Annotated in this window: 29 protein-coding genes; 11 read left to right on the top strand and 18 right to left on the bottom strand. The window is 73.2% G+C overall.

What is annotated here, in order from left to right; all coding sequences use genetic code 11:
* Positions 1-17 precede the first annotated feature (17 nt).
* The 8 genes from C4T42_RS16210 to fliL all read right to left on the bottom strand — a co-directional run bounded on the left by C4T42_RS16210 (position 18) and on the right by fliL (position 7,768).
* Positions 18-1,316: a leucine-rich repeat-containing protein kinase family protein gene (locus C4T42_RS16210; RefSeq protein ID WP_103985425.1), complete on the bottom strand. Its 1,299-nt coding sequence runs from the start codon at positions 1,314-1,316 to the stop codon at positions 18-20.
* Positions 1,317-1,319: 3 nt separating this feature from the next.
* Complete coding sequence (locus C4T42_RS16205) at positions 1,320-1,511, bottom strand: DUF1192 domain-containing protein (RefSeq protein ID WP_103985424.1); 192 nt, start codon at positions 1,509-1,511, stop codon at positions 1,320-1,322.
* 12 nt (positions 1,512-1,523) lie between these two features.
* Positions 1,524-2,744: a phosphopentomutase gene (locus C4T42_RS16200; RefSeq protein WP_103985423.1), complete on the bottom strand. Its 1,221-nt coding sequence runs from the start codon at positions 2,742-2,744 to the stop codon at positions 1,524-1,526.
* A gap of 2 nt (positions 2,745-2,746) precedes the next feature.
* A complete protein-coding gene (locus tag C4T42_RS16195; protein WP_103985422.1) occupies positions 2,747-4,384 on the bottom strand; it encodes an ABC transporter ATP-binding protein in 1,638 nt (545 codons plus the stop codon).
* A 134-nt stretch (positions 4,385-4,518) separates the two neighbouring features.
* On the bottom strand, positions 4,519-5,385 hold the full coding sequence (locus tag C4T42_RS16190) for a hypothetical protein (protein WP_244540693.1): 867 nt from the start codon (positions 5,383-5,385) through the stop codon (positions 4,519-4,521).
* Positions 5,382-5,912 carry a DUF6468 domain-containing protein gene (locus tag C4T42_RS16185; protein ID WP_100252657.1) on the bottom strand — a complete coding sequence of 177 codons (531 nt, stop codon included), beginning with the start codon at positions 5,910-5,912 and terminating at the stop codon, positions 5,382-5,384. Before C4T42_RS16185 ends, C4T42_RS16190 begins: the two co-directional genes overlap by 4 nt.
* A gap of 19 nt (positions 5,913-5,931) precedes the next feature.
* Positions 5,932-7,149, bottom strand: coding sequence for a flagellar motor switch protein FliM (fliM, locus tag C4T42_RS16180; RefSeq protein ID WP_091681367.1), 1,218 nt, complete (start codon positions 7,147-7,149; stop codon positions 5,932-5,934).
* 64 nt (positions 7,150-7,213) lie between these two features.
* A complete protein-coding gene (fliL, locus tag C4T42_RS16175; RefSeq protein ID WP_020093627.1) occupies positions 7,214-7,768 on the bottom strand; it encodes a flagellar basal body-associated protein FliL in 555 nt (184 codons plus the stop codon).
* Positions 7,769-8,023: 255 nt separating this feature from the next.
* On the opposite strand from fliL, the gene flgF reads away from it, so the two are divergent.
* The 4 genes from flgF to flgH are packed head-to-tail and all read left to right on the top strand — an operon-like array spanning position 8,024 to position 11,533.
* Positions 8,024-8,764, top strand: a complete 741-nt coding sequence (flgF, locus tag C4T42_RS16170; RefSeq protein WP_020093628.1) for a flagellar basal-body rod protein FlgF — start codon at positions 8,024-8,026, stop codon at positions 8,762-8,764.
* A 13-nt stretch (positions 8,765-8,777) separates the two neighbouring features.
* Positions 8,778-9,569, top strand: coding sequence for a flagellar basal-body rod protein FlgG (gene flgG, locus C4T42_RS16165; RefSeq protein WP_020093629.1), 792 nt, complete (start codon positions 8,778-8,780; stop codon positions 9,567-9,569).
* 35 nt (positions 9,570-9,604) lie between these two features.
* Positions 9,605-10,747 carry a flagellar basal body P-ring formation chaperone FlgA gene (gene flgA, locus C4T42_RS16160; RefSeq protein WP_181049177.1) on the top strand — a complete coding sequence of 381 codons (1,143 nt, stop codon included), beginning with the start codon at positions 9,605-9,607 and terminating at the stop codon, positions 10,745-10,747.
* A 36-nt stretch (positions 10,748-10,783) separates the two neighbouring features.
* A complete protein-coding gene (gene flgH, locus C4T42_RS16155) occupies positions 10,784-11,533 on the top strand; it encodes a flagellar basal body L-ring protein FlgH (RefSeq protein WP_020093631.1) in 750 nt (249 codons plus the stop codon).
* A gap of 6 nt (positions 11,534-11,539) precedes the next feature.
* Here the strand turns inward: flgH and C4T42_RS16150 are convergent, their stop codons facing one another.
* The 5 genes from C4T42_RS16150 to C4T42_RS16130 all read right to left on the bottom strand — a co-directional run bounded on the left by C4T42_RS16150 (position 11,540) and on the right by C4T42_RS16130 (position 15,889).
* Positions 11,540-12,850: a Gfo/Idh/MocA family oxidoreductase gene (locus C4T42_RS16150; protein WP_103985421.1), complete on the bottom strand. Its 1,311-nt coding sequence runs from the start codon at positions 12,848-12,850 to the stop codon at positions 11,540-11,542.
* An 84-nt stretch (positions 12,851-12,934) separates the two neighbouring features.
* A complete protein-coding gene (locus tag C4T42_RS16145; protein WP_103985420.1) occupies positions 12,935-13,303 on the bottom strand; it encodes a PilZ domain-containing protein in 369 nt (122 codons plus the stop codon).
* A gap of 102 nt (positions 13,304-13,405) precedes the next feature.
* Positions 13,406-14,164, bottom strand: a complete 759-nt coding sequence (locus C4T42_RS16140) for a phosphatase PAP2 family protein (RefSeq protein WP_020093634.1) — start codon at positions 14,162-14,164, stop codon at positions 13,406-13,408.
* A 31-nt stretch (positions 14,165-14,195) separates the two neighbouring features.
* Entirely contained in the window at positions 14,196-14,714 is a 519-nt protein-coding gene (locus C4T42_RS16135) for a 2'-5' RNA ligase family protein (RefSeq protein ID WP_091924909.1), read from the bottom strand.
* 26 nt (positions 14,715-14,740) lie between these two features.
* Positions 14,741-15,889, bottom strand: coding sequence for a spore photoproduct lyase family protein (locus C4T42_RS16130; protein ID WP_348529871.1), 1,149 nt, complete (start codon positions 15,887-15,889; stop codon positions 14,741-14,743).
* A 72-nt stretch (positions 15,890-15,961) separates the two neighbouring features.
* On the opposite strand from C4T42_RS16130, the gene C4T42_RS16125 reads away from it, so the two are divergent.
* On the top strand, positions 15,962-16,930 hold the full coding sequence (locus tag C4T42_RS16125; protein ID WP_103985419.1) for a hypothetical protein: 969 nt from the start codon (positions 15,962-15,964) through the stop codon (positions 16,928-16,930).
* Here C4T42_RS16125 and C4T42_RS16120 read toward each other — a convergent pair.
* A complete protein-coding gene (locus C4T42_RS16120) occupies positions 16,924-17,148 on the bottom strand; it encodes a hypothetical protein (protein WP_042671783.1) in 225 nt (74 codons plus the stop codon). The genes C4T42_RS16125 and C4T42_RS16120 overlap by 7 nt on opposite strands.
* Positions 17,149-17,361: 213 nt before the next feature.
* On the opposite strand from C4T42_RS16120, the gene C4T42_RS16115 reads away from it, so the two are divergent.
* The 6 genes from C4T42_RS16115 to C4T42_RS16090 all read left to right on the top strand — a co-directional run bounded on the left by C4T42_RS16115 (position 17,362) and on the right by C4T42_RS16090 (position 21,792).
* The gene (locus C4T42_RS16115; RefSeq protein WP_103985418.1) at positions 17,362-18,339 is read left to right on the top strand and encodes a glutathione S-transferase family protein; all 978 of its coding nucleotides are present in this window, start codon (positions 17,362-17,364) and stop codon (positions 18,337-18,339) included.
* 164 nt (positions 18,340-18,503) lie between these two features.
* Positions 18,504-18,971, top strand: coding sequence for a hypothetical protein (locus C4T42_RS16110; RefSeq protein WP_020093640.1), 468 nt, complete (start codon positions 18,504-18,506; stop codon positions 18,969-18,971).
* An 82-nt stretch (positions 18,972-19,053) separates the two neighbouring features.
* Positions 19,054-19,968, top strand: a complete 915-nt coding sequence (gene trxA / locus C4T42_RS16105; RefSeq protein WP_020093641.1) for a thioredoxin — start codon at positions 19,054-19,056, stop codon at positions 19,966-19,968.
* A gap of 49 nt (positions 19,969-20,017) precedes the next feature.
* Positions 20,018-20,683, top strand: coding sequence for an LON peptidase substrate-binding domain-containing protein (locus C4T42_RS16100; protein WP_020093642.1), 666 nt, complete (start codon positions 20,018-20,020; stop codon positions 20,681-20,683).
* 12 nt (positions 20,684-20,695) lie between these two features.
* Positions 20,696-20,902 (top strand): Trm112 family protein, encoded by a 207-nt coding sequence (locus C4T42_RS16095; RefSeq protein ID WP_020093643.1) that lies wholly within the window; start codon positions 20,696-20,698, stop codon positions 20,900-20,902.
* Between the two features lie 500 nt (positions 20,903-21,402).
* Positions 21,403-21,792: a hypothetical protein gene (locus C4T42_RS16090; RefSeq protein WP_020093644.1), complete on the top strand. Its 390-nt coding sequence runs from the start codon at positions 21,403-21,405 to the stop codon at positions 21,790-21,792.
* Between the two features lie 6 nt (positions 21,793-21,798).
* Here C4T42_RS16090 and C4T42_RS16085 read toward each other — a convergent pair whose 3' ends face one another.
* The 4 genes from C4T42_RS16085 to C4T42_RS16070 all read right to left on the bottom strand — a co-directional run bounded on the left by C4T42_RS16085 (position 21,799) and on the right by C4T42_RS16070 (position 26,073).
* The gene (locus C4T42_RS16085; RefSeq protein WP_020093645.1) at positions 21,799-22,161 is read right to left on the bottom strand and encodes an STAS/SEC14 domain-containing protein; all 363 of its coding nucleotides are present in this window, start codon (positions 22,159-22,161) and stop codon (positions 21,799-21,801) included.
* Between the two features lie 177 nt (positions 22,162-22,338).
* Positions 22,339-24,528 carry a primosomal protein N' gene (locus tag C4T42_RS16080; RefSeq protein WP_103985417.1) on the bottom strand — a complete coding sequence of 730 codons (2,190 nt, stop codon included), beginning with the start codon at positions 24,526-24,528 and terminating at the stop codon, positions 22,339-22,341.
* 65 nt (positions 24,529-24,593) lie between these two features.
* Positions 24,594-25,760, bottom strand: coding sequence for an MFS transporter (locus C4T42_RS16075; RefSeq protein ID WP_103985416.1), 1,167 nt, complete (start codon positions 25,758-25,760; stop codon positions 24,594-24,596).
* 55 nt (positions 25,761-25,815) lie between these two features.
* Positions 25,816-26,073, bottom strand: a complete 258-nt coding sequence (locus C4T42_RS16070) for a hypothetical protein (protein ID WP_020093648.1) — start codon at positions 26,071-26,073, stop codon at positions 25,816-25,818.
* Between the last annotated feature and the right edge of the window lie 67 nt (positions 26,074-26,140).

The following is a 26,140-nucleotide window of genomic DNA, read 5'->3' as shown; positions in this document are numbered from 1 at the left end:
CGGTCGAGGCCGCGCGATCAGGCCTGGAGCCGCCCGATCTCGGCGATCACCGCCCCGAGGCCCGGCCGCCCGTCGGGATCCGGCCCGGTGCAGGCCTGCGCCAGGGCGCGCAGGGAGTCCGGCGGCGCCGCGCATCGGTCGAGCAGCTCGCCGATCAGGATGCCGACGGCGCGGACCTCGACCCGCGCCAGGGCCGCGCCGAGCGGCCCGTCCGGCAGGGCCGAGGCGGCGCCGAAGTCGCTGAGCACGGCCGCGCCGGTCCCGGCATCCCAGAGCGTGTTGTGGGCGTAGACGTCGCCGTGCAGCAGGCCCCGCCCGTGCAGGTGCGCCACCGCCTCGGCCACGGCGCGGGCGATCCGCAGGACCGTGTCGGCGCCGAGGCGCAGGTCCGGGTCGTAGACGTCGCGGCTGCAGCTCGCGAGGCTCGGCGGCCCGGCGAGCGCGCGCCAGTGCGTCGGCAGGAGCCGGAGCAGCAGGCCGCGGGCACCGTCGGGATGGCCCTCGAGCCGGCCGAGCGCGCCCGTGAGGGCCGGGTGCGTCCCGGCGGCGAGGCAGGCCTCCATCTCCCGCTCTGGCAGGCCGTCGCTGGTCATCGCGTCCTTGAACAGCTTCAGGGCCACGTCCTGCCCCCCGGCGGGATCCCGCCACCGCGCCCGGTGGACGCGCCCCGAGGCGCCCTCGCCGAGCAGGTCGCCGACGGCGAGGTCGGCCCACGGCACCGCAGGGGCCGCCACCGGCGCCGTCGCCGGCTCGGCGGGGTTGCCGGCGTAGGCGATCCAGGCGAGGCGGGGCAGGCGCGCGAGCCAGGGCGGGAGCGCCGCGAGACGGTTGCAGGCGAGCCGGATCAGCTCGAGATCGTCCGCTCCCGACAGGCTGTCGGGCAGCGCCGTGAGCCGGTTGCCCGCCAGCATCAGCTTCTGCAGGCGCGGCCGCTCGCCGAGGGCGGCGGGCAGCTCCGCGATCGCGTTGTCGGTCAGGGTCAGCCAGCGCAGGTCGCACGGCAGCGACTCCGCCGGGACCTCGCGGATGCCGCAGCCGCGGAAGCCCAGCTGGCTCAGCGCCGGGCAGGCGCCGAGCACCGGCGGCAGGCGCGCGAACGGGTTGCCGGAGCAGAACAGCACGCGCAGGCGGTGGAGGCGGCCGAGATCGTCCGGCAGGTCGGTGAGGCTGCCCCGGCCGAGATCGAGCACCTCGAGGGTGTCGGCGAGGGCGAAGACCTCGCGCGGCACCTCTGTCAGGCCGTCGGGCAGCCGCAGCTCGCGCGCGCCGCCGAGATCGCCGCGCCGCAGGGCGGCGAGGGTTTCGCGCCGGTCCAAGCCTCAGCCCCGCTTGAAGAAGGCGTCGGCCGCGCCCTGCGCCGCCTGCTTGGCGGCCCGCGCCGCCTCGAGCCGGGCGATCTCGGCGCGCAGGAGCGCGACGCGCTCGTCGAGATCCCCGAGGGAGAGCGTGTCGAGGGGCTGCCCGATCTCGTGGGCCGCGGCCTTGCGCGGCCGGTCGTCGTCGTCCCGCACGTCGTGTCCTCCCTACAGGAACGGTGTTCCGGCCCCGTCCCAGGCGAGGCCGAGTTGGGCCGCCACGGTGGCGCCGATATCCGCGAAGGTCTCCCGCCGGCCGATCGGCCGGCCGGCCACGCCGGGGCCGAAGGCCAGCACCGGGACCTGCTCGCGGGTGTGGTCGGTCCCGGTCCAGGTCGGATCGTTGCCGTGGTCGGCCGTGATCACCGCGAGGTCGCCCGGCGCCAGCGCCGCCAGGATCTCGGGGATCCGCGCGTCGAACGCCTCCAGCTCCGCGGCGTAGCCCGGCACGTCGCGGCGGTGGCCGTGCTCCGTGTCGAAATCGACGAGGTTGACGAAAATCAGGCCGCCCTCCGGCAGCGTCGCCAGCGCGTCGAGCCCCGCCGTCACGCAGGCCGCGTTCGGGCCCGGCCTAATCTCGCGCCCGGTGGCGCGGTGGGCGAAGATGTCGCCGATTTTGCCGACGCTCACGACCGCGCGGCCGGCCGCCTCGGCGCGGTCGAGCAGCGTGCGCCCGGGCGGGGCGACGGCGAGATCCTTGCGGTTGCCGGTCCGGCGGAAGCCCGCCTCCGGCGAGCCCACGAACGGCCGGGCAATCACCCGGCAGACGCGGTAGGGGTCGCACAGGCGGCGCGCCACCCGGCACAGGTCGTAGAGCCGCTCCAGCCCGAACGCCTCCTCGTGGGCGGCGATCTGGAACACGCTGTCGGCCGAGGTGTAGCAGATCGGCCGGCCGGTCCGGAGATGCTCGGCGCCAAGCGCGTCGATGATCGCGACCCCCGGCGCGTGGCAGTCGCCCAGGATGCCCGGGAGGCCGCCCTCGGCGACGAGCGCGCGGATCAGCTCCGGCGGGAAGGCCGGCCGGGTGTCGGGGAAATGCCCCCAGGGCTCGGTCAGGGGCAGGCCGGCGATCTCCCAGTGGCCGGAGGGCGTGTCCTTGCCGGCGGCCGTCTCCACCGCGTGGCCGTAGGCGCCGCGCGGCGGGCCGGCCGGGGCGAGGTGCGGCGGGATCCGGCCCGAGGCCCCGGCGGCCGCCAGGCCGAGCCCGAGTTCGGCGAGGTGGGGCAGGCGCAGGGGGCCCGCGCGCAGCCCCGCCCGGTCGCCGCGGCCCTCCGCGCAGCGCTCGGCGATGTGCCCCAGCGTGTCGGACCCGGCATCGCCGTAGCGGTCCGCGTCCGGGGCCCCGCCGATGCCCACGGAATCGAGGACGATGATGAGCGCCCGCGCCACGGTCAGGCGGGCTCCAGCTCGGCGGGGGCGTCGCTCTCGAGGGCGAAGGCGGCCTTGAACAGGGCGCGGGTGTAGGGCGTCTGGGGGTTCGCGAAGATCGTCTCCGCGTCGCCCTCCTCGACCACGCGGCCGTTCTGCATGACGATCACGTAGTTGGCGAGCGCCCGCACCACCTTCAGGTCGTGGCTGATGAACAGGTAGGCGAGGCCCCGCTCGCGCTGGAGGTCGCGCAGCAGGGTCACGATCTGCGCCTGGACCGAGCGGTCGAGGGCCGAGGTCGGCTCGTCGAGGACGACGAAGCGGGGATTGAGCACCATCGCCCGCGCGATGGCGATGCGCTGGCGCTGGCCGCCGGAGAACTCGTGCGGGTAGCGATCCATGGCGGCCGGATCGAGCCCGACATCGGTGAGCGCCTTGGCGACCACGGCCCGGCGCTCCGCCCGGGAGCGCGCCGTGCCCTGGACCACCAGTCCCTCGGCGACGATGTCGGCCACCGACATCCGCGGCGACAGGGATCCGTAGGGATCCTGGAAGACGACCTGCATGTCCTTCCGCAGCGGGCGCATCTGCGCCGCGCCGTAGCCGTCGATCGCCTTGCCGAGGAAGACGATCGGGCCTTCCGAGCCCGTGAGCCGCAGGAGGGCGAGGCCGAGGGTTGTCTTGCCCGACCCGGACTCGCCGACGACGCCGATGGTCTCGCCGGTCCGGACCCGCAGGGAGACGCCGTCCACGGCCCTGACGTGGCCGGTGACGCGCCGGAGCAGGCCCGACTTCAGCGGGAACCAGACCTTCAGGGGGCCGGCCTCCAGGAGCGGGGCGGCGTCGGCCGGGACGGGGTTGGCCCGGCCCTTGGGCTCGGAGGCGATCAGGCGGCGCGTGTACGCGTGCTGCGGATCCGCGAAGACGGCCTTGGTGGCGCCGGCCTCCACGATCTTGCCCTTCAGCATCACGCAGACGCGGTCGGCGATCCGCTCGACGATGCCGAGATCGTGGGTGATGAACAGCATCGCCATGCCGAGGCGCTTCTGCAGCTCGGCGAGCAGCGCCAGGATCTGCGCCTGCACGGTCACGTCGAGGGCCGTGGTCGGCTCGTCGGCGACCAGGAGGTCCGGCTCGCAGGCGAGCGCCATGGCGATCATCACGCGCTGGCGCTGGCCTCCGGAGAGCTCGTGCGGGTAGGCGCCCATGCGCCGCTCGGCGTCGCGCAGGCCCACGAGTTCCAGAAGCTCCAGGATCCGGCGGCGGGCCGCCTTGCCGGCGAGGCCGCGGTGCAGGCCGAGCACCTCGCCGATCTGCCGCTCGATCGTGTGGAGCGGGTTCAACGAGGTCATCGGCTCCTGGAACACCATGGTGATGTCGGCGCCGCGCACGTCCCGCATCGCCCGCTCGGGCAGCCGCGCGAGGTCGCGGCCCGCGAACAGGATCCGCCCGTCCTGGCGGGCCGCGGGGTCGAGGAGGCGCAGGATCGCCAGCGCGGTCACCGACTTGCCGGACCCCGATTCGCCCACGAGCGCGACGGTCTCGCCGCGGCGGATGGTGAAGGAGACGCCGTCGACCGCCACGGTCTCGCCCTCCCGCGCGCGGAACGCCACGGAGAGGTCCTCGACGGCGAGGAGCGGCTGGGGATCGGCCTCTGACATGAGCCCCTTATAGCGCGCCCGGCCCCGGACCCTAGCCCGCGCGGACGCCGCACGGGGCGGGCCGGCACGACGCGGCCGGACGGGCGGGCCGGCGGTCCCGGAAGGTCGGCCCGGCGCCCCAGCGCGCCACGGACCTACCGGATCGGCGCCCCGGGATCGATCGCCGGCAGCTCGTTCGCCGGGAGCCCCGTTCCCGCCTGGGCCTGCGGTCCGGCGGCGCCGCGGGCGCGGTTGGCGAGGGCGACGGTCAGGCGCTCGGCCGTCTCGGGCTGCATCACCGCCAGGACCTCGGACATCTTGCGGGGGTTCATGGCCAGCACGATCGGGACCAGCACGTCGAGCCCGAGCCGGTCGAAGACCCGGGCGGCGTCCTTGGGCTTCATCGCCTCGTACATCGTGACAATGTTCTTCAGGGCCTGCTTCTCGGCGTCCTCCTTCGCCTTCGCGACGGCGTCGACCTTGTCCTCGGCCTTCTTGAGGTCGCCGAGCCCGGTCTCGAGCTTGCGCTCGGCCTCACCCAGCATCTTCTCGCGCAGCTCGAGCTCGTCGCTCTTCTGACGCAGGGCGTCGCGCCGGGCACCAAGCTTCTCCAGGAGCAGGCGCTCGGTGGGCGAGGCCGAGCTCCCGGCCGCGGGCGGTGCGGACTGGGCCGGGGCCAGGGGAGGGGCCGACGGCTGCTCGGGCGCGGCTGCCGGCGCCTCCTTGGCGCCCACCGAACCGGTCGTCACCGGATCGAAGGGTTCGAAGCCGGTGCGCGCCCGGGCGACCGCGCGCCCGTAATCCGGCAGCGCCGCGCTCTCCGGCAGGCCGGCCTGCAGCAGGCTGAGCAGCTTGAGCACGAGCAGCCCACCGGCCGCGAGCGCCACGGCGTCGATGAGGCGCAGCCGAAACTGCCGGACGGGCTTCCGGCGCGCGCGCCGCTCGGGCGTCGCGGCGCGGCGTATCCGCTCCTCGGGATCCGGCTTCGGCGGCGGGATCTTCGGGGCCTTGACCCCGGTCACGCGGCGCGTGCCCGGACGCGGGCGAGGGCGCGCTCGCTCATGGCGAGCGCCGCCGCGGCCGCCACGCCGAGGCGCTCCCCGTTCGGACTGGCGTGCTCCGGCCGGCGCTCGGCCGGGATCTCCGGCGCGCGCGCCGGCTCGGGGACGGCCTGCGGCGCGGGCCTCGGCTCCGGCGCGGGCTCGGGACGGACCGGCACGGCGCGCATCTGCGCCACGATGGCCCCGATGCGGGTGATCACGCCCTCGCCGGCCTCGACCTGCAGCCGCAGCTCGCCGGCGCGGATCGTGGCGGTCTCCAGGCTCGCGTTCAGGGTGCGGTCGCCCTCGTCGATCGCCGCCCGCAGGCCCGCGATGGCCCGCTCGGCCGTGCCGGTCGCCACCATCAGGTCGCCGATGGTCTGGCGGAGGGCGGCCTCGTCGCCCTTCATCTGGCCGATGCGGCGCGAGAGCCGGAGGGACGTGACGATGGTCGCCGCCAGGAGGACGGCGACCAGGATGTCGGCCGCGAGGGTGACGAAGAGACTCATGACCGGACCCTCATCGGCACTAGTTGTCCGAGCGGTTGTTCATCGAGGCCTCGTAGGCCTGGATCGTCGTGCGCGAGCGGCGCAGCGGCCGGGTGACTTGGACGGCGATGTGGCCGTCGACCCGGCCGATCCGCCCCTGCGTCAGCGCCCAGTCGCCGCAGCGCACGGTGATGAGGTCCGAGGGCTTGGCCTCGAACATCAGCGTCTCGCCGACCTTCAGGCTCATGACCTGCTTCAGCGGCAGCATCATCTCGTGCAGCACCGCGTCCATGGTCACGTCGGCCTGCCAGATCTCGGTGGCGAGATGGCCCTCCCAGACGTGGTCGCGGCCGAGCTTCTCGCCCATGAAGCTCTGGGTCAGCAGCTCCCGGATCGGCTCGATCGTCGCGTACGGGAACAGGATCTGCAGCATGCCGCCGCGCCCGTCGACATCGAGGCGCAGGCTGATCAGGATCGCGGCGTTGCCGGGCCGCGTGATGGTGGCGAAGCGGGGGTTGGTCTCGATCCGGTCGATGCCGAAGCTCACGGGCGAGAGCGGCTGGAACGACATCTCGAGATCGCCCAGCACGATCTCGACGAGGCGGCGCACCAGCGTCATCTCGATGGCGGTGAAGGGCCGGCCGTCGAGGCGGCTCGACGAGCCGCCGCGCTTGCCGCCGAGCAGCAGGTCGAAGGTCGCGTAGGCGAGGTTCGAGTCGACCGTGACGAGGCCGGAATTCTCCCACTGCTCGGCCCGGAACACGCCCAGCAGCGTCGGCAGCGGGATCGCGTTCAGGTAGTCGCCGAAGCGCACCGAGGTGATGTTGTCGAGGGTCACCTCGACGTTGTCCTGGAACAGGTTGCGCAGGGAGGTCGACAGCAACCGGATCATCCGGTCGAAGACGATCTCCAGCATCGGCAGGCGTTCGTACTGGACGACGCCCGAGTCGACGATGGCCTGCACGCCCCCGGCCCCGGAGGCCGAGAGCTCGCGCATGGAGAAGCCGAGGACGCCGTCGATCTCGTCCTGGTTGAGCACCCGGTCGTTGCCGGCGAGCTCGGGGAGGTTGTCGCTCTCCCCGTCCTCGATCATCGTCGCCCATTCGGCGGCGACGTCGCCCGCGTTGCGCGTGGTGCCCTGCTCGGCGAGCGCCGCGCCCCACTCCTCGGCCAGCGACGTGTCGCCGCCCTCGGCCCCCTGCTCCAGGAGGGCTGCCGACCAGTCGTCCTCGGGGAGTTCGTCCTCGGGTTCCATCAGGCGTGCTCGATCGGGGTCCGGCGCGGCGCGGCGCGCGATGGACGGGGCAGGGTCGCGGGCGCGCTCACTGGACGATCACGTCCTTGAACAGCACCGCGTCGACCTTGGCGGGGTACAGGGCGATGTTGATCCGGCGCAGAAGCTCCTCGCGCAGCCGGAACAGGCCCATCGAGTTGGTGATGTCGCTGGCGCGCAGCTCGCGCATGTAGACCTGCAGCGCGTCCTCGACCCGCGGCATCAGGGGCTTCACCTCCTCCTCGACCTTGGCGTCCTTCAGCTCCAGCGAGATCCGGACCTTCGCGTACTTGGCCTTGTCCTGGGGCAGCTCGGGAGAGAGGTTGAGGAGCATCTCGCGCACGTCGACGAAGACCACGGCCTTCTTGGCGTCCGGGCCGGCGCCCTTGGCGTCGCCGTGCCCGCCGCCATGGCCGCCGCCCTGCGCGGCTTCCTTGCCGTCGCCCTGACCGCCGCCGCGCATCATCAGGAAGGCGCCCGCGCCGCCGCCCGCGATCAGAACCGCGAGGGCCACCATGATCATGAGCTTCTTCTTGCCCTTCGGGGCGCCCTCGGCTTTGGCCTCGCCGTCCTCGGCGGAGGCCTTTTTCGGCGTCTTGGCCATGGAATAATGCTCTCTCGCGGGAGACCGCGCGCCAGGTACACCTGGATATCGGAGCATCACGGTTAACGCGCCGTTAAGGAGGCAATTCCTGCCGGGTCAGGTTTGCCGCGGCGCAGCCCCCGCGCCGCCGCGACACGCGAGCGTCGCTAACCAAGTCCCTGTCACACCGCTAAAATTTGCCACAGACGGGTTTGGCACAGCGGATGCTGAATGGATCGTTGCCGCCTCCGCGGCCCGCGAGTCCCAGAGTCCACGATGCAGAATGCCCTCTTCGTCGGCGTGTCGAGCCAGATGGCGCTCCAGCGGGAGCTGGACGTGATCGCCAACAACATGGCGAACGTCTCGACCACGGGCTTCAAGGCGCGGAACACCCGCTTCGAGGAATACCTGATGCCGGTGGCGAGCGCGGATTCGTTCGCCCGGCCCGACCGGCGCCTGTCCTACGTCATCGACCAGGGCACCAGCCTCGACCTCGGGCAGGGCCCGATCGAGCAGACCGGCAACCCGCTCAACGTGGCGGTCAAGGGCTCGGCCTTCATCGCCGTGCAGTCGCCCCAGGGCGAGCGCTACACCCGGAACGGCGCCTTCGAGCTCGACGCGCAGGGCACGCTCGTCACCAGCGACGGCTACAAGGTCGTGGGCGAGGGCGGCCCGATCAGCATCAACCCGCAGGAGACCGGCCTCGCCATCGGCCCCGACGGCACCGTGTCGACCAACCTCGGCATCCGCGGGCGGATCAAGCTCGTCACCTTCGCCAACCCGCAGCGGCTGACCAACGAGGGGACCAACCTCTACGCCTCGCCGGAGCCCGCCCGCCCCGCCGGGATCGACGGGCGCCTGGAACCCGAGTCGCTGGAGCGCTCCAACGTCCGCCCGGTGATCGAGATGACCCGGCTCATGGACGTGAACCGGACCTACGCCATGGTGTCGAGCATGATCTCGCGCCTCGACGACCTGCGGGGCACGGCGATCCGCCGCCTCGCCGACGTCGCCTGAGGAGGCCTGACCGATGCGCGCCCTCTACTCCGCCGCCACCGGCATGGCGGCCCAGGAACTCAACGTCCAGGTCATCTCCAACAACATCGCGAACCTGCGCACCACCGGCTACAAGCGCCAGCAGGTGCACTTCCAGGATCTACTCTACCAGAACATGCGCCGGGCCGGCGCCTCGACCTCGCAGCAGAACACCCAGCTCCCGGCGGGCCTCAGCCTCGGCTCGGGCGTGAAGACCACCTCGACGGCCCGGGTGATGTCGCAGGGGACGCTGTCCTCGACCGAGAAGGATTACGACGTCGCGATCCGCGGCGACGGGTTCTTCCGGGTGACGCTGCCGGACGGCCGGACCGCCTATTCCCGCGACGGCTCCTTCGACCTCTCGGCCCAGGGCCAGCTCGTCACCCGCGACGGCTACCTGCTCGATCCGGCGATCACCGTGCCGCAGAACGCGACGTCCGTGACGATCAGCGCCACGGGCGTCGTGCAGGCGAACATCCCGGGCCAGACGGCGCCGCAGGCGCTGGGCCAGTTCCAGCTCTCGCGCTTCGTCAACAAGGTCGGCCTCGAGTCGATCGGCGACAACCTGTTCGTCGAGACCGCCGCCTCCGGGCAGGCGATCAGCGGCCTGCCGGGCGCCGACGGCTTCGGCAACCTCCAGCAGAGCTACCTGGAGGAGGCGAACGTGAACGCCGTCACGGAGATCTCGTCCCTGATCGCCGCGCAGCGCGCCTACGAGATGAACTCGAAGGTCGTCACCGCCGCCGACCAGATGCTCTCCACCACCACGCAGATGTTCCGCAGCTAACCGCGCGACCCGCACCCCGCCTCAGGTCCCTGAACATGTATGCCGGCACGCATCCCGACCCGCTCGATCCCGACTTCGGGACCCTCGACCTGCCCCGCATCGCCGCGGGGGCCGGGGACGACATCAGCCCGATCGTGCGGCGCGTCCCGCGGCGGGTGATGCCCCTCGGCGCCGCCGTCATCCTGCGCGCGCTGCTGGCCTTCCTCACCTTCGCGGCCCTCGGCGCCCTGGCGATCCCGGCCATGGCGCGGGCGGAGGGCCTGCGGCTGCGCGGCGACGTCACCGCCCGCGGCGACGTCCTGACGCTCGCCGATCTCGTCGAGGGCGCGCCCGAGCGCCTGGCCACGCGCCCGCTGTTCCGCGCGCCCAGCCTCGGCGCCACCGGGACGATCCAGACCCGCCGCATCCTCGACGCGGCCTCCGCCCTGGGCCTCAGCGGCCTGGAGACCGGCGGCCGGCTGCAGATCGCCGTGCAGCGCGCCGCCCGCCGCCTCGGGCCGCCGGAGATCGAGGCGGCGCTCAAGCGCGGCCTCGAGACCGGCTTCGGGCTCAACGCCCAGAACATCGCGGTCCGCCTCGACGGCGACGGGACGACCCTGCTGGCGCCGCTGGACCTCGAAGGGCAGGCCGCGGCCCTGGACCTGACCTACGATCCGCGGACGCGCCGCGTCGCGGGCCTCGTCACCCTCGGCGAGCGGCAGGTCTCGCTGCGCGTCTCCGGCGTGGTCGTGGAGCTGCGCGAGGTGGCGGTGCTCACCCGGAACCTCAACCGCGGCGAGCCGGTGAGAGAGGGCGACGTCGCCCTGGAGCGGCGCCCGCGCGAATCCGTCGCCCCCGACGCGCAGGGCAGCGCCACGACCATCCTCGGCGAGGTCGCGCAGAACACCCTCACGGCCGGCACCGTGCTGCGGGTCACCGACACGGCCCCGCCCGACCTGGTCGCCCGCGGCGAGAACGTGACCATCGTGTACGAGACGCCGAGCATCAGCCTGTCGATGCGCGGCCTGTCGAACGATTCCGGCCGCATGGGCGCCGTCGTCAACGTCGTCAACGTCGCCTCCAAGAAGGTCCTGCAGGCCACCGTGATCGGCCCCGGCCGGGTCTCGGTGAGCCCCAGCCCCGCGGCCCGGCAGGCCGCCGGCGCCGCCCCCGTCCAGGCGACCGCCTCCCTGCGCTGACCGCCCGCCCTGCACGCGTCGAAGAGTGATAGCCCGATGGCCCGTCGCACCGTCCTGAACCCGCTCGCCGCCGCCCTGATCGCCGGCGCGCTCGGTGCCTGCAACACCGCCGACCGCCTCTCGCAGGTCGGCTTGACCCCGGCGCTGTCGGCGATCGAGGACCCGACCGCGCAGCCGGGCTACAAGCCGGTGCGGATGCCGATGCCGGACGTGCAGCCGGTCTCGTACGCGCCGAACTCGCTGTGGCGCACCGGCTCCCGCGCCTTCTTCAAGGACCAGCGCGCCGCCAAGCTCGGCGACATCCTGACCGTGAAGGTCAAGGTCACCGACCAGGCCAACATCAGCAACGAGACCAAGCGTTCCCGGGCCAACACCGAGAGCTTCGGCCTGCCCAACGCCCTGGGCCTGGAGAACAACGCGGTCGGCAAGTCCTTCGGCGTCGGAAGCACCGCGCTGCTCTCCGCCACCTCGGCCATGGCCAATGACGGGGCCGGCTCGGTCCAGCGCACCGAGTCCGTCCTGACGAACGTCGCCGCGGTGGTGACCCAGGTCCTGCCCAACGGCAACCTCGTGGTCGAGGGCAAGCAGGAGATCCGGGTCAATTTCGAGGTGCGCGAGATGATCGTCGCAGGCGTGGTGCGGCCGGAGGATATCGAGTCCGACAACACCATCGACTCGGCCAAGATCGCCCAGGCACGCATCGCCTACGGCGGCCGGGGCCAGATCACCGACGTGCAGCAGCCGCGCTACGGCCAGCAGCTCGTCGACATCCTGCTGCCGTTCTGAGGCCCCTCAGGACGGCTCCTCCGGCTCCGGCCCGCGCGTCACGTCGAGGCCGGAACCGGCGCCGGGGGGCGGGCCGACCTTGACCGGCGCGCCGGTGCGGGCGGCCTCGTAGATCGCCTCCATCAGGAGCTGGTCCTGCAGCCCCTCCTCGCCGGGCGTGCGGGGCCGCAGGTTCTCCTGGATGCACCGCGCGAAGTGGTCCAGCTCCAGGGCGAACTGGTTCTTCGGGCTCAGGACCTTCTCGTCCCGGGCGGCGTTCCTGCCGTCGCGGTGGCCGATGTAGAGACGCTGGCCCTGGTAGGCGAAGGCGTTCTGGAGATCGACGGAGGCGGTCCCGGTGTGCAGGGTCAGGCTCCGCGCCTCGTAGACCCCGTAGCTCGTCAGGCACTGGGCGATCACGCCGGACGGGAAGTGGAGGGTGAAGCTCGCCGTCTCCTCGACCTCGCGGTACTTGGGATCGTCCGGCGGCGCGTAGATCTGGGCCTGGATCAGGTTCGGCTCCTCGCCGAGAACCGCGCGGGCGGTGTTCAGGCAGTAGAGCCCGATATCCGGCAGCGAGCCGCCGCCCGCCAGCGCCTTGCGCAGGCGCCACTGCTCAGGCAGTCCGGTGGTCTGGCCGTTGAAGGCCTGGATCAGCCGGGGCCGGCCGAACTCGCCCGAACGCGCGAGCTTGATCACGGCCCGGTTGTGAGGCTCGTACTGGCACCGGTAGGCGATCATCAGCTTGACGCCGGCCTTCGCGCAGGCCGCGATCATCTCCCGGCACTCGTCCGAGGTCACCGCCATCGGCTTCTCGCAGAGGACCTGCTTGCCGGCCGCGGCGGCCGCCACGACGTTGTCCCGGTGCACGCCGTTCGGCGTGACGATGTAGACCGCCTGGACGTCGGGGTTCGCCTTAAGGCGATCCCACGCGTCGTAGCCGTAGACGGCGTCGTCCGGCAGCCCGTACTGCCGCGCCACGAGCTTCGCCTTGTCGGGCGAGCCCGACATCACCGCCGCGAGACGGGCGCGCTTGGACTCGCCGAAGGCCGGCAGGATCTCGTCGAGGCTCAGGCGCCCGAGACCCACCACGCAGTAGCCGACGCGCTGGCCCGGCGGCTGCGGCGCCGGGCTCGGGGCGGGCGGCCGGTCGCCCGGCCCGCGCCAGTTCGGGAACATCACCTTTCCGCCCTGCACGGCGCCGGTATCGGCCGGGACCGAAGGGGCCGGCGGGGCGGCCGGCGCGGCGGCCTGCGCGCCGCCGCCGGCCGCGGCGCCGGCCAGGGCGCCCCCGGCCGCGAGGAGAGTGCGTCGTGAGAGCCGGGAGTCGTCCGCCATGTGCCTCGCCGTGTCGCCGGATCGGGAGGGCCGCGCCCGGGGCGCCGCCCGCGCCGGGAGCCGCCGGATGGCGGGACCGCGCCCTCAGTGAACGCGACCCGGCTCCGGGCTGTTTCCGTCGAGGAGCGCGGCGCGCAGACGCGCCACCTCCGCCTCGCTGGCGGCGAGCCGGCGCGCGACCGCCTCGGGCTCCGTCGCCGCGCGGGTCTCGGCGAAGCCGAGGCCGACCGACTCGCCCGCGCGCCAGGCCACGAAGGCGCGCCTGGCCTCGCCGCGACAGGGGATGAACAGCTCGACGCAGTCGGGGAGCACGGCCTCCGCCGGCAGCCGGACCCGCGCCCCGTCGAGGGACACGTCGCGGACCGTGCAGTCGATCTCCGGGAGGAAGGCCGCGACGCGCAGCCGCCCGCCCAGGCAGACGCGGCGTCGGGCAGTGCGGCGGCGCTCGACCACGATCGTCTGACCCTGACGGTTTCGGTTGCGGGGACAACCGCCATCCAGCCCGGACCGCCCCCGCCCGTCCACCTTAACCGTCTGTTTACCTTAACGGCGGCCTCAGGCGGGCGGCGGCGGGTCGGGCGCCTCGACCTCGCCGCGGCGCTGCAGTTGCAGGGCGACGAACCAGCACAGGGACGCCCAGGCGGCGCCGATGCACCAGCCGGCCAGGACGTCGCTCGGCCAGTGCACGCCGAGATAGATGCGGCTGATGCCGACGAGCAGCGTCACGCTCACCCCGAGCGCCAGGACCAGCGCCTTGGCGCGGCGGTTGCGCTCGATCCGGGCGATCAAGGTCGCCAGGGTCAGGTAGGCGATCGCCGACATGGTGGCGTGGCCGCTCGGGAAGCTCGCCGTGAACACCTCCATGCCGTGGGGCACGAGGTCAGGCCGGGGCCGATGGTAGAAGATCTTCAGCACCGTCGAGACCAGCTCGCCGCTCCCCACCGCGGCGAGGACGTAGAGACCGATGCGTCGGCGCCCGGACACGCCGAGATAGGCCGCCACCGCGCAGGTCAGGAACAGCACGGTGAAGACGCTGCCGAGCCCGGTGATGTCGCGCATCGCCTCCTCGAGCCAGGGCGGCCCGATCGGGTCGGCGAGATCGGCGGGGTTGCGCAGGGCGAGCAGGATCCGCCGGTCGAGGGCCGCGGTGGAGCCCTCGCCGACCTCGTGGGCGAGGTAGAAGAACCCGTAGCCAAGGATGCTCAGGCAGAGCAGGGCGACGAGGGGACCGACCTCGTTCAGGCGCAACCGCAGCCAGACCGCCATCGCGGGCTCGATCAGCCGGTTCTGCCGCAGGTTGCCCGGCGCCCTCATGGCGCGGTCTCCCGGTGCGCGTCGACATCCATCAGGCATTCTCTCCGAAGGGCAGGCGGGCGACGGCGTCCCAGGGGCCGCCGCGGTAGCGCCAGAGCAGGGTGCCGGGGGCGGTGAACCGGAACGGCACGAACCCCGCCGACAGGTCGGCGTGCAGCGCCCGGGCCGTGTCCGGCGACACCTTGTTCTGCACCGTGACGTGCGGGCGCCAACCTTGCCGGTCCTGGGCGGTGAGGTGGGCCGCGAATTCCTGCGCGAGGCGGCCCCGGAAGCGCGCCAGCGCGTCGGAGTCGAGCGCGTAGGCGACGCCGCGGCCGGTGAAGCGCAGGCCGGTCACCGCGACCTCCGGCGGCGGCACCGTGCGGGCGAGGGCGGTGATCGCCTCGATCACGCCCCGCTCCCGGTCGCCCGGCAGGTGGTGGAACAGGGTCGCGTGCGCCGGGATGCGGTTCAGGGCTTCCGGGAAGTGGCGGCGCCGCTCGCCGTCGAACCGCGCGAAAGTCGGTTCGTCGAAGGCGAGCGTCAGGATCAGGGGGTCCGCGTCGGTCATCGGGGCCAGATGGCGCCCGCAGGCGCTCAGGTCCAGTACAGGATCCGCGCGGCCGGCAGGTCGCGGGCGAGGCAGGCGGTGAGATGGGCGCGCATCGCCTGCATCAGGGGCTTCGGGAAGACGTGCTTCACCGAGCCGAACTTGGTGCGCTTCTCGACGCGCTCCGCCTCGTCCAGCGGCAGGTCCGAGCCGGGATACCAGCCGCGCAGCACCGCCTTCGAGCCCGGCGTGAACCGGTGGGTGATGAGTTCGGCGGTGAGGTCGAGATCGGGCACGCCGGCCAGCGCGTCGGCGGCGGCGCGGACCAGCCCGGCATAGGCGTCCGCCCAGTCCGGGACCGGCAGGATCGGCGCGACGGTCAGGCCGACCGGGTAGCCGGCCCGCGCCGCCGCCGCCAGGGCGGCGAGCCGCGCGTCGAGGGGATCGGTGCCGCCCTCGTAATGCGCGGCCGCCCGCGGATTGACCGAGAAGCGGATGCGCGTGCGCCGGTTGTGGGGCAGGTCGAGGAGCGGCTCGACCGCGGCGAACTTGGTGGTGAAGCGCAGCTGCACCGGCGCGTCCCAGGCGCCGAAATGCCGGATCGCCGCCGAGAGCGAGCCGGTCAGGTGCTCGATGCCGAGGGGATCGGTGTAGCAGGACGCCTCGAAGGTGGTCCCCTCCCGCGCCCGCTCGGCGGAGGCCGACGTCACCGCGCCGCGCCCCGCGTAGTCCGCGAGAGTGTCGAGGATCGTCGCCAGATTGGCGTAGGCGCGGGTCACCGGCGGCCCGGACAGAGAGCCCGCGAGGTAGCAGTACTGGCAATGGGCCGGGCAGCCCTCGGCGAGATCGAAGCGCCAGTCGGCCGAGGGGGGGATCGGCTGCAGCCGCAGCTTGGTCGGCGGGGCGACCGTCAGCGCGAGGGTCGCCTTGGCGGCCGCGTAGGCGCGGCGCGGATCCGGCTCGCGCGGGCTCGGCAGGCGGTTGGACGCCAGCCGCTCCACCGGCAGGCCCAGCGCCTCGGCGCGGGCCAGCATGGCCCGCCCGTGGGCGTGCTCCAGGGCGGCGGGCATGACCAGCACGCGGCGCGGGCGCCACAGCCGCGCCGGGCGGGCGGGCTCCGGGCGGATGGGCTCCGGGCCGCCGGCATGCTCCGGGCGATCGCGGGTCTGGACGGCCGGGGCAGGGGAGGGCGTCATGCCTGACGAACGCGCGGTCCCGGTGCCGGGTCCGGCCTAGTCGCCCGCTCGCGGTGCGGCTAAAGCACCGTCATGTCTGCAGGCAGGGAGAGCGTACATGTCGGCCGCGACGGCTGGTTATTCCTCACGGGGGGGACCAACCGGGTCATGGACCGGTATCACGGCGGCCTGCGGCACTGGCTGCTGCTGCGCGGCTGGACACGGCTGATCAAGGCCCGCGCGCGGCGGGCCGAGAGCCTCGGCATCCGCTGCCTGCACGTGATCGTGCCGGAGAAGCTGTCGGTCTACGACGACAAGACCGACGGCCTGCGCTACGCCCCCGGCAAGGCCTCGACCCGGCGGCTGGCCCGCAGCCTCGCCCGGCATCCGGCCTATCTCGACCTTCTCGCCCCGCTCCGCGCCGCCCGGAACGGGCCGGTGCCGCTCTACCTGCGCACCGACACGCACTGGACCGCGCAGGGCTGCCTGCTGGCCTACCGCGCGATCATGCGGGCGCTCGGGGCGATCCCGCCGGCCGACATCGGCGCGCGTCCGGGCATCGTCTCGGACCAGCTCATGGATCTCGGCGAGAAGCTGCCGGAGCGGCCGCGCGAGCGCCTGGAACGGTTCATGCTGCAGCGCGACGCGTCGCGGGTCGAGACCGGGCCGCTGCTCGCCGCCTACGAGGCGGAAGGGCGCGACCGGGAGGTGCATGTCGGCGCGCATGTCGTCTACCGGAACGCGTCACCGGCGGCCGATCCGCGCCGGCTCGTCCTGTTCGGCGATTCCTGCGCCCATTTCGACCCGTTCCTGCTGACCGGGCTGCTCGCCGAGAGCTTCAGTGAGGTGCACTTCGTCTGGTCGTCGAGCCTCGACTGGGCCTATATCGAGCGGATCCGCGCCGACATCCTTCTGTTCGAAATCGCCGAGCGCTTCCTCGCCAAGCTCCCGAAGGACGATTTCGACGTGGCCGTCGCCGGCCAGCGCGGGACCGGCGGCCGCCTCGCGAAGCTCCGGACCGGCGGCCTCGACGCCGTCGGCCGCGGGGCGAAGCCTCAGTAGATGGCCTGATCCAGGCGGGCGAAGTCGGCGACGCTCGCCGCCTGATACTTCGCGAAGGATTCCGGCGCGCAGGCGATGCCGATCATCAGGACGAGGAGCGTCGCGAGGCACGCGAGCGTCGCGGTGACCACGTCGGCGTGGCGCCGCAGGGCGTGGATCACCAGGCACCCGAACGTGAACAGGGCCGCCTCGGCGACGGGCACCAGCGCGAACGACATCACTTCACCTCCATCGATCCCCCACCGGGTCGGGCAGCTGCGGCACGCGCACGGCGACGGGTGGGTGACGCGAGTCATGGCGGACTTTGCTGCACCGCAACAGACAGGCGGGCGCAGGCCTGCCTTGCGTGGCGTTCGCGGGCGGACGCGTCCCTTCACACCGACCGCGCGAGGCCCATCTCGGTCGGACCTCTCGGACAGGCGGAGACGACGATGGGCCTCCTCGTAGACGGCATCTGGCGCGACCAGTGGTACGACACCGCCGCGACGGGCGGCCGCTTCGAGCGCAAGGCCTCGGCCTTCCGCAACTGGGTCACCGCCGACGGGTCGGCAGGCCCCTCCGGCGCGGGCGGCTTCCGCGGCGAGCCGGGGCGCTACCATCTCTACGTGTCCCTGGCCTGTCCGTGGGCGCACCGCACGCTGATCGGCCGGACGCTCAAGGGGCTGGAGGACGCGATCTCCGTCTCGGTGGTCGACCCGCACATGGGCGCGGAGGGCTGGGTCTTCGGCGACACGCCGGGCGCGACGCCCGACCCGATCCACGGCGCCCGGCGCCTCTACGAGGTCTATCTGGCCGCGGACCCGTCCTACAGCGGCCGGGTCACCGTCCCCACCCTCTGGGACCGGGAGCGCGCCACCATCGTGTCGAACGAATCCGCCGAGATCCTGCGGATGCTGAACGACGCCTTCGGGGGCACCGGCCCCGACCTCTATCCCCCGGACCTGCGCGCCGAGATCGACGCCGTGAACGGCCGCGTCTACGACCGCGTGAACAACGGCGTCTACAAGGCCGGCTTCGCGACGACGCAGGAGGCCTACGCCCAGGCCTTCGAGGCCCTGTTCGCGGAACTCGACGCGCTCGAGGCGCGCCTCGACCGGAGCCGCTACCTCTGCGGGGACCGGCTGACCGAGGCCGACATCCGGCTGTTCACGACGCTGGTGCGGTTCGACGCGGTCTATGTCGGGCACTTCAAGTGCAACAGGCGCCGGATCGCCGACTACCCGAACCTGTCGAACTACCTCCGCGACCTCTACGCGCTGCCGGGCGTCGCGCCGACCGTGAACCTCACCCACATCAAGCGGCACTATTACGAGAGCCATCCGACCATCAATCCGACGGGGATCGTGCCCCTCGGGCCGGACCTCGACCTCGCCGCGCCGAACGACCGGGCCCTGCGGTTCGCGGGCTAGCGGGCCGCCCCGCCCGGCGTCCCTTCCGCGCCTGTGCGGCTGGGTTGAGGGCGTTCGGCGCGTCCGCGGCACACCTCCCGTCGCGCCGGTCCGGGGGCCGTGCCCCTCGACGGCGTGCGCGGCGCGCCTAGTTCGGCTCTCAACCGGAGGATGCCCGACACGCCATGACCAACAGCCTGCGCCTCGCGCTGCTCTGCGCCCTCGTCAGCCTGCCCTCGGCGGCCCGCGCCCAGGCGGCACTGCGGCTGGAAGGGACCTGCGAGAAGCTCGTCATCGGCACACAGGACCTGAGCGCGGCCTGCAGCAACGTCCTGACGAACGCGGTGAGCCGCAACCGCACGAGCTTCGACTTCACGACCTCCGACGGCCAGACCCTCAGCTTCAGCGGCAACGGCGCCCAGCAGGAGGCCACCGAGGAGACCGATCCGCTGCAGCCGATCAACGTCGTCACCACGGGCAAGGACGGCGCCCCGATCCTCGCGATCGGCGCCTGCCGCTTCTCGACCCCGGAAGCCGGGCGCACCGCGATCACCTGCGAGGCCAGCACCGCCGACGGGCGTCCCTTCGCCGGCACGTTCGTGACCGCCGCCAAGGCGGCGGCGGGCGCGCCGGCCGCCGCGCCGCCGCGCTGAGGATCCGTCCCTCCGGGCTGGTCAGACCGGGGCGGAAGCCCCATTTAAGGCGCTCCACGAAAAAGGTTCCGAAGCCAGACCGATGCTCAACGACACCCTCGCCGCGGGCGGTACCCCGGCCGGCGACACCGGCTCCCTCATCAAGGACACGACCACCGCGAGCTTCCGTCAGGATGTCATCGCCGAGTCGATGAACCGGCCGGTCCTGGTCGATTTCTGGGCACCCTGGTGCGGGCCCTGCAAGCAGCTCACGCCGGTCTTGGAGAAGGTCGTCCGGGAAGCCGCGGGCGCGGTCGTCCTCGCGAAGATGAACATCGACGAGCATCCCTCGATCGCCGGTCAGCTCGGCATCCAGTCGATCCCGGCGGTCATCGTCTTCCAGAAGGGCCAGCCGGTCGACGGCTTCATGGGCGCGGTCCCGGAGAGCCAGATCAAGGAGCTGATCGCGCGCGTGGCCGGTCCGCAGCAGGACCCGCTCGAGGCGGCCCTCGCCGACGCGGCGGCCCTGATCCAGGAAGGCGACCTCGCCGGCGCCGCCGAGATCTACGCGGCCGTGCTGGAGCAGCAGCCCGACAACGTCACCGCGCTGGCCGGCCTCGCCAAGATGCAGCTCGACGCGGGCGAGATCGAGAACGCCAAGCGCGTCCTGGCGATGGTTCCGGAGGCGAAGGCCGGCGACCCGGCGCTCGTCGGCATCCGCGCCGCCCTGGAACTCGCCGAGCAGGCGGCGTCGCTGGGCGACCTCGCGGGCCTGCAGCGCGAGGTCGAGGCCAACCCGGACGCCCATCAGGCGCGGTTCGACCTCGCGCTCGGGCTCGCCGCCCGGGGCGAGCGCGGCCAGGCAGTCGATCACCTGATCGAGCTGCGCAAGCGCGACAAGGACTGGAACGAGGACGGTGCGCGCAAGCAGCTGCTGCAATTCTTCGAGGCCTGGGGCGTGATGGACCCCGACACGATCCGCGGCCGGCGCAAGCTCTCGGCACTTCTGTTCTCGTGAGGCACCGGCTCGCGCGCCGGCCCACCGTTCGGCCCCTCTGGGAGGCGCCATGAGCACCCATGCGAGCTACAAGGGCCCCGCGGATTGCCCGGCCGTGATCCCGGTCTTCCCGCTGTCCGGCGCGCTGCTGCTGCCGCGGGGACAGATGCCGCTGAACATCTTCGAGCCGCGCTACCTCGCGATGGTCGACGATGCCATGCGGACGGACCGGATCATCGGGATGATCCAGCCCGACCCGGAAGGGTCGGGCGGATCGAATCCGAAGCTCTACCGCGTCGGCTGCGCGGGCCGCGTGACCCAGTACGCCGAGACCGGCGACGGCCGGTACCTGATCTCGCTCACCGGCGTCACCCGGTTCCGGGTCGAGAGCGAGCTGGCCTCGATCGGCCCCTATCGCCGCTGCCACGTCTCCTACGACGAGTTCGCGGTGGACTTCGAGCCGCGGGCGGGCGAGGAGCAGGTCGACCGCGAGGGCGTCCTCAAGGCGCTGCGCGATTTCGTGGAGTCGAACGACCTCAAGGTGGACTGGGCCGGGATCGACGAGGCGCCCGACGAGGCGCTGGTCAACGCCCTGTGCATGATGAGTCCGTTCGGCGTGCGCGAGAAGCAGGCGATGCTGGAGGCTCCCGACCTGAAGACCCGGGCCGAGATCCTGATCGCGGTCACGCAGATGGAACTGGTTCGCGGCTCGGGTCCCGAGTCGCCGATGCAATAGGTTGCCCTACCGATGTCCAACGATCTCACCGCCCCCGTCGAGGCGACCCGCGTCGACCCGAAGCTCCTGGAGATCCTGGTCTGCCCGCTGACCAAGGGCACCCTGGAATACGATTCGGCCCGGCAGGAGCTGATCAGCCGCTCGGCGAAGCTCGCCTACCCGATCCGCGACGGGATCCCGATCATGCTGCCCGAGGAAGCCCGGCCGCTCACCGACTGAGCACCGCGAGTCGCTCCGGCCGTCCCGCGCGGCCCGTCACAACCCGAGAGGGCGGCGCGGCGCGCTGGTCGGCTGCCCGCGCCCGCCGACGGATCCGATCGTGGAGCCCGCCCGGCCCGATCGAGGCAGGTTGCTCAATCGCCGGCCCGCCCCGAGGCGCCCGAGGCTCTCCCGCGCGGGCAGGTTCGGCCGCGGTCTGGCGGGCGCTTTCCCGCGGGCCCGGCGATCCTCGACATGCGCGAGCAGGACCTCGGCCGCCTCCGTCTCCTCCGTGATGAGCGGAGACTTGGACGCTCCGGTCGGCAGATCAGTCCACAGCATCGTCCGCAACGAGCTTGACTATTGGCCGGGGGACTGTCGGCCGTAATCTATCTTGAACAGGCGGGAGGCAGCCATACTCTTGCCGCTTCCATCGTTCAGCGTCGAGTCATCCTCGATCGATGATTCTGACCGTGCACGCCGCTTCCGGCGGTGTCCGCTTCGCTGAAAGATTGCATCGCATGACCAAGCTGACCGCGGTCGCGGCCCTCGCCGCCGGCCTTCTCCTCCCGACGTGCCTGCCCGCCAGCGCGGGGCCGAGCGCGCATAACGGGCGGTGGTCGGTGGAGCTGGTGACGGAGAGCGGCCTGTGCAGCGCCCGCTACACCTACGCGCTCGCGATCCGCGAGGGGCAGGTGCAGCTCATTTCCGGCAGCGCCGGGGCGCAGGTCAACGGCCACGTGCGGCCCGACGGCAGCGTCGGCATCACGGTCAGCAACGGGACAGCGAGCGGCACCGGCACCGGCCGACTCCAGGCCGGCAGCGGCGCCGGCACCTGGAAGGTCTCGTCCCTGTGCTCGGGCCACTGGACCGCGCGGCGCAGCGACACCCGCACCGCGCAGGCCGACTGAGGTCGCTCAGGCGGCCGCGGCGAGCCAGCTCCGCGCCTCGTCGATGCGGGCGCGCTCGAACACCTTGATCTGGGTCGGCGACACGAAGTTGAAGGTCTCGGCCAGCGCCTTCAGCCAGGGCGCGTCCGTCACCAGGGCGACGTGGCTGATGCTTTTCATCATCGAGATGCCGAAGCGCGGGTCCTTGAAGAAGGCCGCGGGCTCCATGCCCTCGAAGGCGCGGATATCCTCGAGCAGCTTGATCTTGCCGCCCTTGTCGAGGTCGGCCTTCATCGCGGTCATCGCCGCGTTCATCTCCTCGTCGGTGATCTTCCCGTCGACCACGATCTCGGCGACATTCGAATCCGGCGTCTTGGTGTAGGTCAGCACTGATCGCTCCTCCGGGAACCGCATGCGTCCCGTAGCCGGTCTCCGACCAGGGTCCGCCGCCCGTGACCTGAGCCATACCCGATCGCGGGACGAACCGGTATGGCTCCGGACCCTCGCTCTGACGTGCCTCCCGACGGCGAACCGGCGTTCACGAAACCGGGAGGCCCGCGAAGTCTCCTACAAAAAGCTCTGCGGGTCGACATCGATGGCGACCCGGACGTTGCCCCGCACCTTCGGTCCCCGGGCGATCCAGGCGCGCAGGTAGGCCTGGAGATCGACGTTGCGCTCGGTCTTCACGAGCAGCCGGAACCGGTAGCGGCCGCGCACCAGGGCGAGGGGCGCCTCGGCGGGGCCCAGGACCATCACGCCCTCCGGCGGCTCGGCGGCGCGGGCGAGCGCCTGCCCGTGCGCCTCCGCGACCTCGCGCTCGCTCGCCGAGACGATCAGGGCCGCGAGCCGCCCGAACGGCGGCAGGCCCGCCGCCTCGCGGGCCTGGATCTCCTCCGCGTAGAAGCGCTCGGCGTCGCCCGAGAGGAGCGCCGCGATCACCGGGTGGTCCGGCTGGTAGGTCTGGACCAGGGCGCGCCCGGGCTTCTCGCCGCGTCCGGCGCGCCCGGTGACCTGCTGGAGCAACTGGAAGGTGCGCTCCGCCGCCCGCGGGTCGCCCGAGGTCAGGCCGATATCGGCGTCGAGGACGCCGACCAGCGTCAGGAACGGGAAGTTGTGGCCCTTGGCCACGAGTTGCGTGCCGATCACGACGTCGCACGCGCCGGCCGCCACCGCCTCGAGTTCCTGGCGCAGACGCTCGGCGCCGCCGGGAAAGTCGCTCGACAGGACGACGATGCGCCGGTCCGGGAACATCTCGGCCGCCTCCTCGGCGATCCGCTCGACGCCGGGCCCGCAGGCGGTGAGATTGTCGAAGGTCCCGCACTCGGTGCAGGCCTCCGGCCGGCGCTCCGCGTAGCCGCACTGGTGGCAGACCAGCGCCCGGCGGAACCGGTGCTCCACGAGCCAGGTCGAGCAGTTCTTGCACTGGTAGCGGTGGCCGCAGGCGCGGCAGAGGGTCAGCGGCGCGTAGCCCCGGCGGTTGAGGAACAGCAGCGCCTGCTCGCCGCGCTCCAGGGTGCTCTTCACCGCGTTGACCAGCCGCGGGCTCAGGAAGCGGCCGCGCTCGGGCTGGTCGAGGCGCATGTCGATGGCGGCGATGTCGGGCAGGCGCCGGCCGCCGAAGCGCTCGGGGAGCAGGACGTGCCGGTAGCGCCCCCGCGCGGCGTTGACGCGGGTCTCGATCGCGGGCGTCGCCGAGGTCAGGACGACCGGGCAGCCCTCGAGGCGCCCGCGCACCACCGCCATGTCGCGGGCGTGGTAATGGACGCCGTCCTCCTGCTTGTAGGCGGTCTCGTGCTCCTCATCGACCACGATCAGGCCGAGCCGCGCGAAGGGCAGGAACAGGGCCGAGCGCGCGCCGACCACCACGAGCGCCTCGCCCTCGGCCACGGCGGCGCGCAGGCGCTCGCGCCGCTTGCCGCCGATCCCGGAATGCCACGCCGCCGGCCGGACCCCGAACCGGGCGGCGAACCGGTCGAGGAACTGCGCCGTCAGGGCGATCTCGGGCATCAGGATCAGGGCCTGCCGCCCGGCCCGGACGCAGGCGGCCACCGCCTCGAAATAGACCTCGGTCTTGCCGGAGCCGGTGACGCCCTCCAGCAGGACCGGGCGGAGATCGTCGGATTCCCGCGGCTGCGGCCGGTCCCACGGGAAGGGGGCGACGAGGGCCGCCACCGCCTCGGCCTGGGCGGGCGAGAGCGGCGCCCGCGGGAAGTCCGGGTCGGGCCGCGGCGCGACCGGCTCCGGCTCGACCGCGACGGTCTCGAGGACGCCGTCGTCGATCAGCCCGTCGACCACCGAGAGCGAGACGCCGGCCTCCTTGGCGAGCGCGCTCTTGCCGCGAAGGGCGCCGTCGGCCGCCGCGGCGAGCACCTTAGTGCGGGCCGGGGTCGGCCGGGACGGGGGCTTGTCGGTGAGGCGCACGGCGACGCGGGCGGTCTCGCCGGCGGCCGCCTCGTCGGGCAGCCGCAGGACCATGGCGAGCGCCGAGCCCTTCGGCGCCAGCGTGTAGCGGGCGATCCAGTCGACGAGGCTGCGCAGCGGCTCCGACAGCGGCGGGTAGGGGAGGCGGCCGGTCACGGGCCGCAGGTTCGAGCCGCCGGGCGTCTCGGCGACGCCCCAGACCACCCCGACGATCTCGCGCGGGCCGAGGGGCACCTGCACCACGTCGCCCGGGGCGAGGTCGAGCCCGGCCGGCGCCACGTAGCTGTAGGGCGTATCGAGGGCGAGCGGGATCAGGATCTCGGCGACGGCGGGCATGCGGGGCTTTTCGGGCGGGTCCGTTCCGGGTCCGTACCATAGGCGCGGGAAAAGAACCCGCCGCTTCAGCGATCCCGCAGCGCCGGCACGAGCAGCAGGGCCGCGAGGCTCAGCGCCGCCATCGCCCAGAAGGCCGATGCGCCGAACGCCCCGTAGAGCGCCCCGGAGGCGAGGGTCGCGGCGACGCCCGACAGGCCGAGGCCCAGCGTGCCGTAGAGCGCCAGCGCGGTCGTCCGGAGATCGGCCGGCGTCGACGCCTCGATGAGGCTGAGGCAGGCGAGGTGCAGGAGGGCGAAGCTCAGCCCGTGCAGGGACTCGGCGGCGGCGAGCCAGGGAAGCGCGGTCGTGGATGCCAGCACCGCCCAGCGCAGCCCCCCCGCGCAGGCCGCAACCGCGATGCCGGTCGCCGGGCCGATCCGCGCCAGCAGGGGCGGTCCGACCAGCAGGAAGACCAGGACCTCCGCGGCCACCGAGACCGACCAGAGCAGGCCGGCGGTGGTCGCCGCGATCCCGGCGGACCGCCACAGGATCATGGCGAAGCCGTCGTGCATCGCGTGCGCGCCGATCACCAGGGCGGCGACCAGCACCGTGCGGCGGAAGCGCGGCAGGGCCACCAGGGCGGCGAAGCCGTGCCACGGCGCCCCGGCCCGCGCCGCGCCGCCAGGGCCGGCGGGCAGCGCCAGGGCGGCCGCGCCGGCGGCCAGGAACAGGCCGCCGCTCGCCACGAGGGCGGCGGCGAGGCCGTAGAGGCCGATCAGCCAGCCGGCCGCGGCGGTGCCGGCGATGAACGCGGCCGAGCCCGCGCCGCGGACCCAGCCGTACTGGAACGCCGCGCCGCCGCGCGCGGCGGCCAGGGCCAGCGCGTCGGCGAGGGGCGCCGGGGCCGCGGTGCCTGCCGCGTAGAGGAGCGCCGGCCCGATCAGCTGCGCCAGCCCGGCGCCGGGCAGGTGCGCCAGGGCGCTGAGCCCGGCCAGCGCGAGGCTCGCCGCCAGGACGGATCGCCCGGCCCGGTGGCGGTCGGCGAAGGCGCCGGCCAGGGGCCCGACCGCGAGACGCAGGACGCCCGCGGCGGCGAGGAGGAGGCCGATCTCGCCGGGCGTCAGGCCGCGCGCGGCGAGGAAGCCCGGCAGGACCGGCGACAGCACCCCGTAGGCGCCGTAGAGCGCCGCGTAGAGGACGAGGAATCGGGCGAGCCCGCCCCACCGTCCCGCCCCTGTCGCGTGCCGCTCCATCGGCGGAGCGTAGCACCGGCGGGCGTCCCGGTGTCAGGTCCGCGCCGGGCTTTCGTCAGCAGGGTCGGCGGACGGCGTAGCGGTAGCGCCGCCCCTGCGCGTCGAGCAGCTCGCTGTCCGGCCCTTCCTGCCACACGACCTCGTCCTCGGGACGGGCCGCGTCGGTCAGGGTCGCCCCGCGGACGATGTCGAGGCTGAGGCCGAACCCGTAGTTGGTCGCGGTCGCGTCGGTGATCGCGGCCGAGATGTCGGCCTCGTCGGGCAGGCAGGCGAACAGGACGCCGTCGGCGATGGCGAGGGTGTAGGTTTGCACGGATGGCCTCCAGGAGGCTCGAGGAGCGTGGACCGGCTGCGAGGGGCCGAACCTAGGTATCGCGGCC

This window comes from Methylobacterium sp. 190mf (assembly GCF_900107945.1).
In the GTDB taxonomy this organism is placed as follows: domain Bacteria; phylum Pseudomonadota; class Alphaproteobacteria; order Rhizobiales; family Beijerinckiaceae; genus Methylobacterium.
This window is presented reverse-complemented; position numbering and strand designations above follow the sequence as displayed.

Excerpts from the sequence above, each read along its gene's own strand:
- C4T42_RS16195 (WP_103985422.1), bottom strand. The coding sequence starts at position 4,384 with ATGTCAGAGGCCGATCCCCAGCCGCTCCTCGCCGTCGAGGACCTCTCC.
- C4T42_RS16185 (WP_100252657.1), bottom strand. The coding sequence starts at position 5,912 with ATGAGTCTCTTCGTCACCCTCGCGGCCGACATCCTGGTCGCCGTCCTC.
- fliL (WP_020093627.1), bottom strand. The coding sequence starts at position 7,768 with ATGGCCAAGACGCCGAAAAAGGCCTCCGCCGAGGACGGCGAGGCCAAA.
- flgF (WP_020093628.1), top strand. The coding sequence starts at position 8,024 with ATGCAGAATGCCCTCTTCGTCGGCGTGTCGAGCCAGATGGCGCTCCAG.
- flgG (WP_020093629.1), top strand. The coding sequence starts at position 8,778 with ATGCGCGCCCTCTACTCCGCCGCCACCGGCATGGCGGCCCAGGAACTC.
- flgA (WP_181049177.1), top strand. The coding sequence starts at position 9,605 with ATGTATGCCGGCACGCATCCCGACCCGCTCGATCCCGACTTCGGGACC.
- flgH (WP_020093631.1), top strand. The coding sequence starts at position 10,784 with ATGGCCCGTCGCACCGTCCTGAACCCGCTCGCCGCCGCCCTGATCGCC.
- C4T42_RS16150 (WP_103985421.1), bottom strand. The coding sequence starts at position 12,850 with ATGGCGGACGACTCCCGGCTCTCACGACGCACTCTCCTCGCGGCCGGG.
- C4T42_RS16140 (WP_020093634.1), bottom strand. The coding sequence starts at position 14,164 with ATGAGGGCGCCGGGCAACCTGCGGCAGAACCGGCTGATCGAGCCCGCG.
- C4T42_RS16135 (WP_091924909.1), bottom strand. The coding sequence starts at position 14,714 with ATGACCGACGCGGACCCCCTGATCCTGACGCTCGCCTTCGACGAACCG.
- C4T42_RS16130 (WP_348529871.1), bottom strand. The coding sequence starts at position 15,889 with ATGACGCCCTCCCCTGCCCCGGCCGTCCAGACCCGCGATCGCCCGGAG.
- C4T42_RS16125 (WP_103985419.1), top strand. The coding sequence starts at position 15,962 with ATGTCTGCAGGCAGGGAGAGCGTACATGTCGGCCGCGACGGCTGGTTA.
- C4T42_RS16120 (WP_042671783.1), bottom strand. The coding sequence starts at position 17,148 with ATGTCGTTCGCGCTGGTGCCCGTCGCCGAGGCGGCCCTGTTCACGTTC.
- C4T42_RS16115 (WP_103985418.1), top strand. The coding sequence starts at position 17,362 with ATGGGCCTCCTCGTAGACGGCATCTGGCGCGACCAGTGGTACGACACC.
- C4T42_RS16110 (WP_020093640.1), top strand. The coding sequence starts at position 18,504 with ATGACCAACAGCCTGCGCCTCGCGCTGCTCTGCGCCCTCGTCAGCCTG.
- trxA (WP_020093641.1), top strand. The coding sequence starts at position 19,054 with ATGCTCAACGACACCCTCGCCGCGGGCGGTACCCCGGCCGGCGACACC.
- C4T42_RS16100 (WP_020093642.1), top strand. The coding sequence starts at position 20,018 with ATGAGCACCCATGCGAGCTACAAGGGCCCCGCGGATTGCCCGGCCGTG.
- C4T42_RS16095 (WP_020093643.1), top strand. The coding sequence starts at position 20,696 with ATGTCCAACGATCTCACCGCCCCCGTCGAGGCGACCCGCGTCGACCCG.
- C4T42_RS16090 (WP_020093644.1), top strand. The coding sequence starts at position 21,403 with ATGACCAAGCTGACCGCGGTCGCGGCCCTCGCCGCCGGCCTTCTCCTC.
- C4T42_RS16080 (WP_103985417.1), bottom strand. The coding sequence starts at position 24,528 with ATGCCCGCCGTCGCCGAGATCCTGATCCCGCTCGCCCTCGATACGCCC.
- C4T42_RS16075 (WP_103985416.1), bottom strand. The coding sequence starts at position 25,760 with ATGGAGCGGCACGCGACAGGGGCGGGACGGTGGGGCGGGCTCGCCCGA.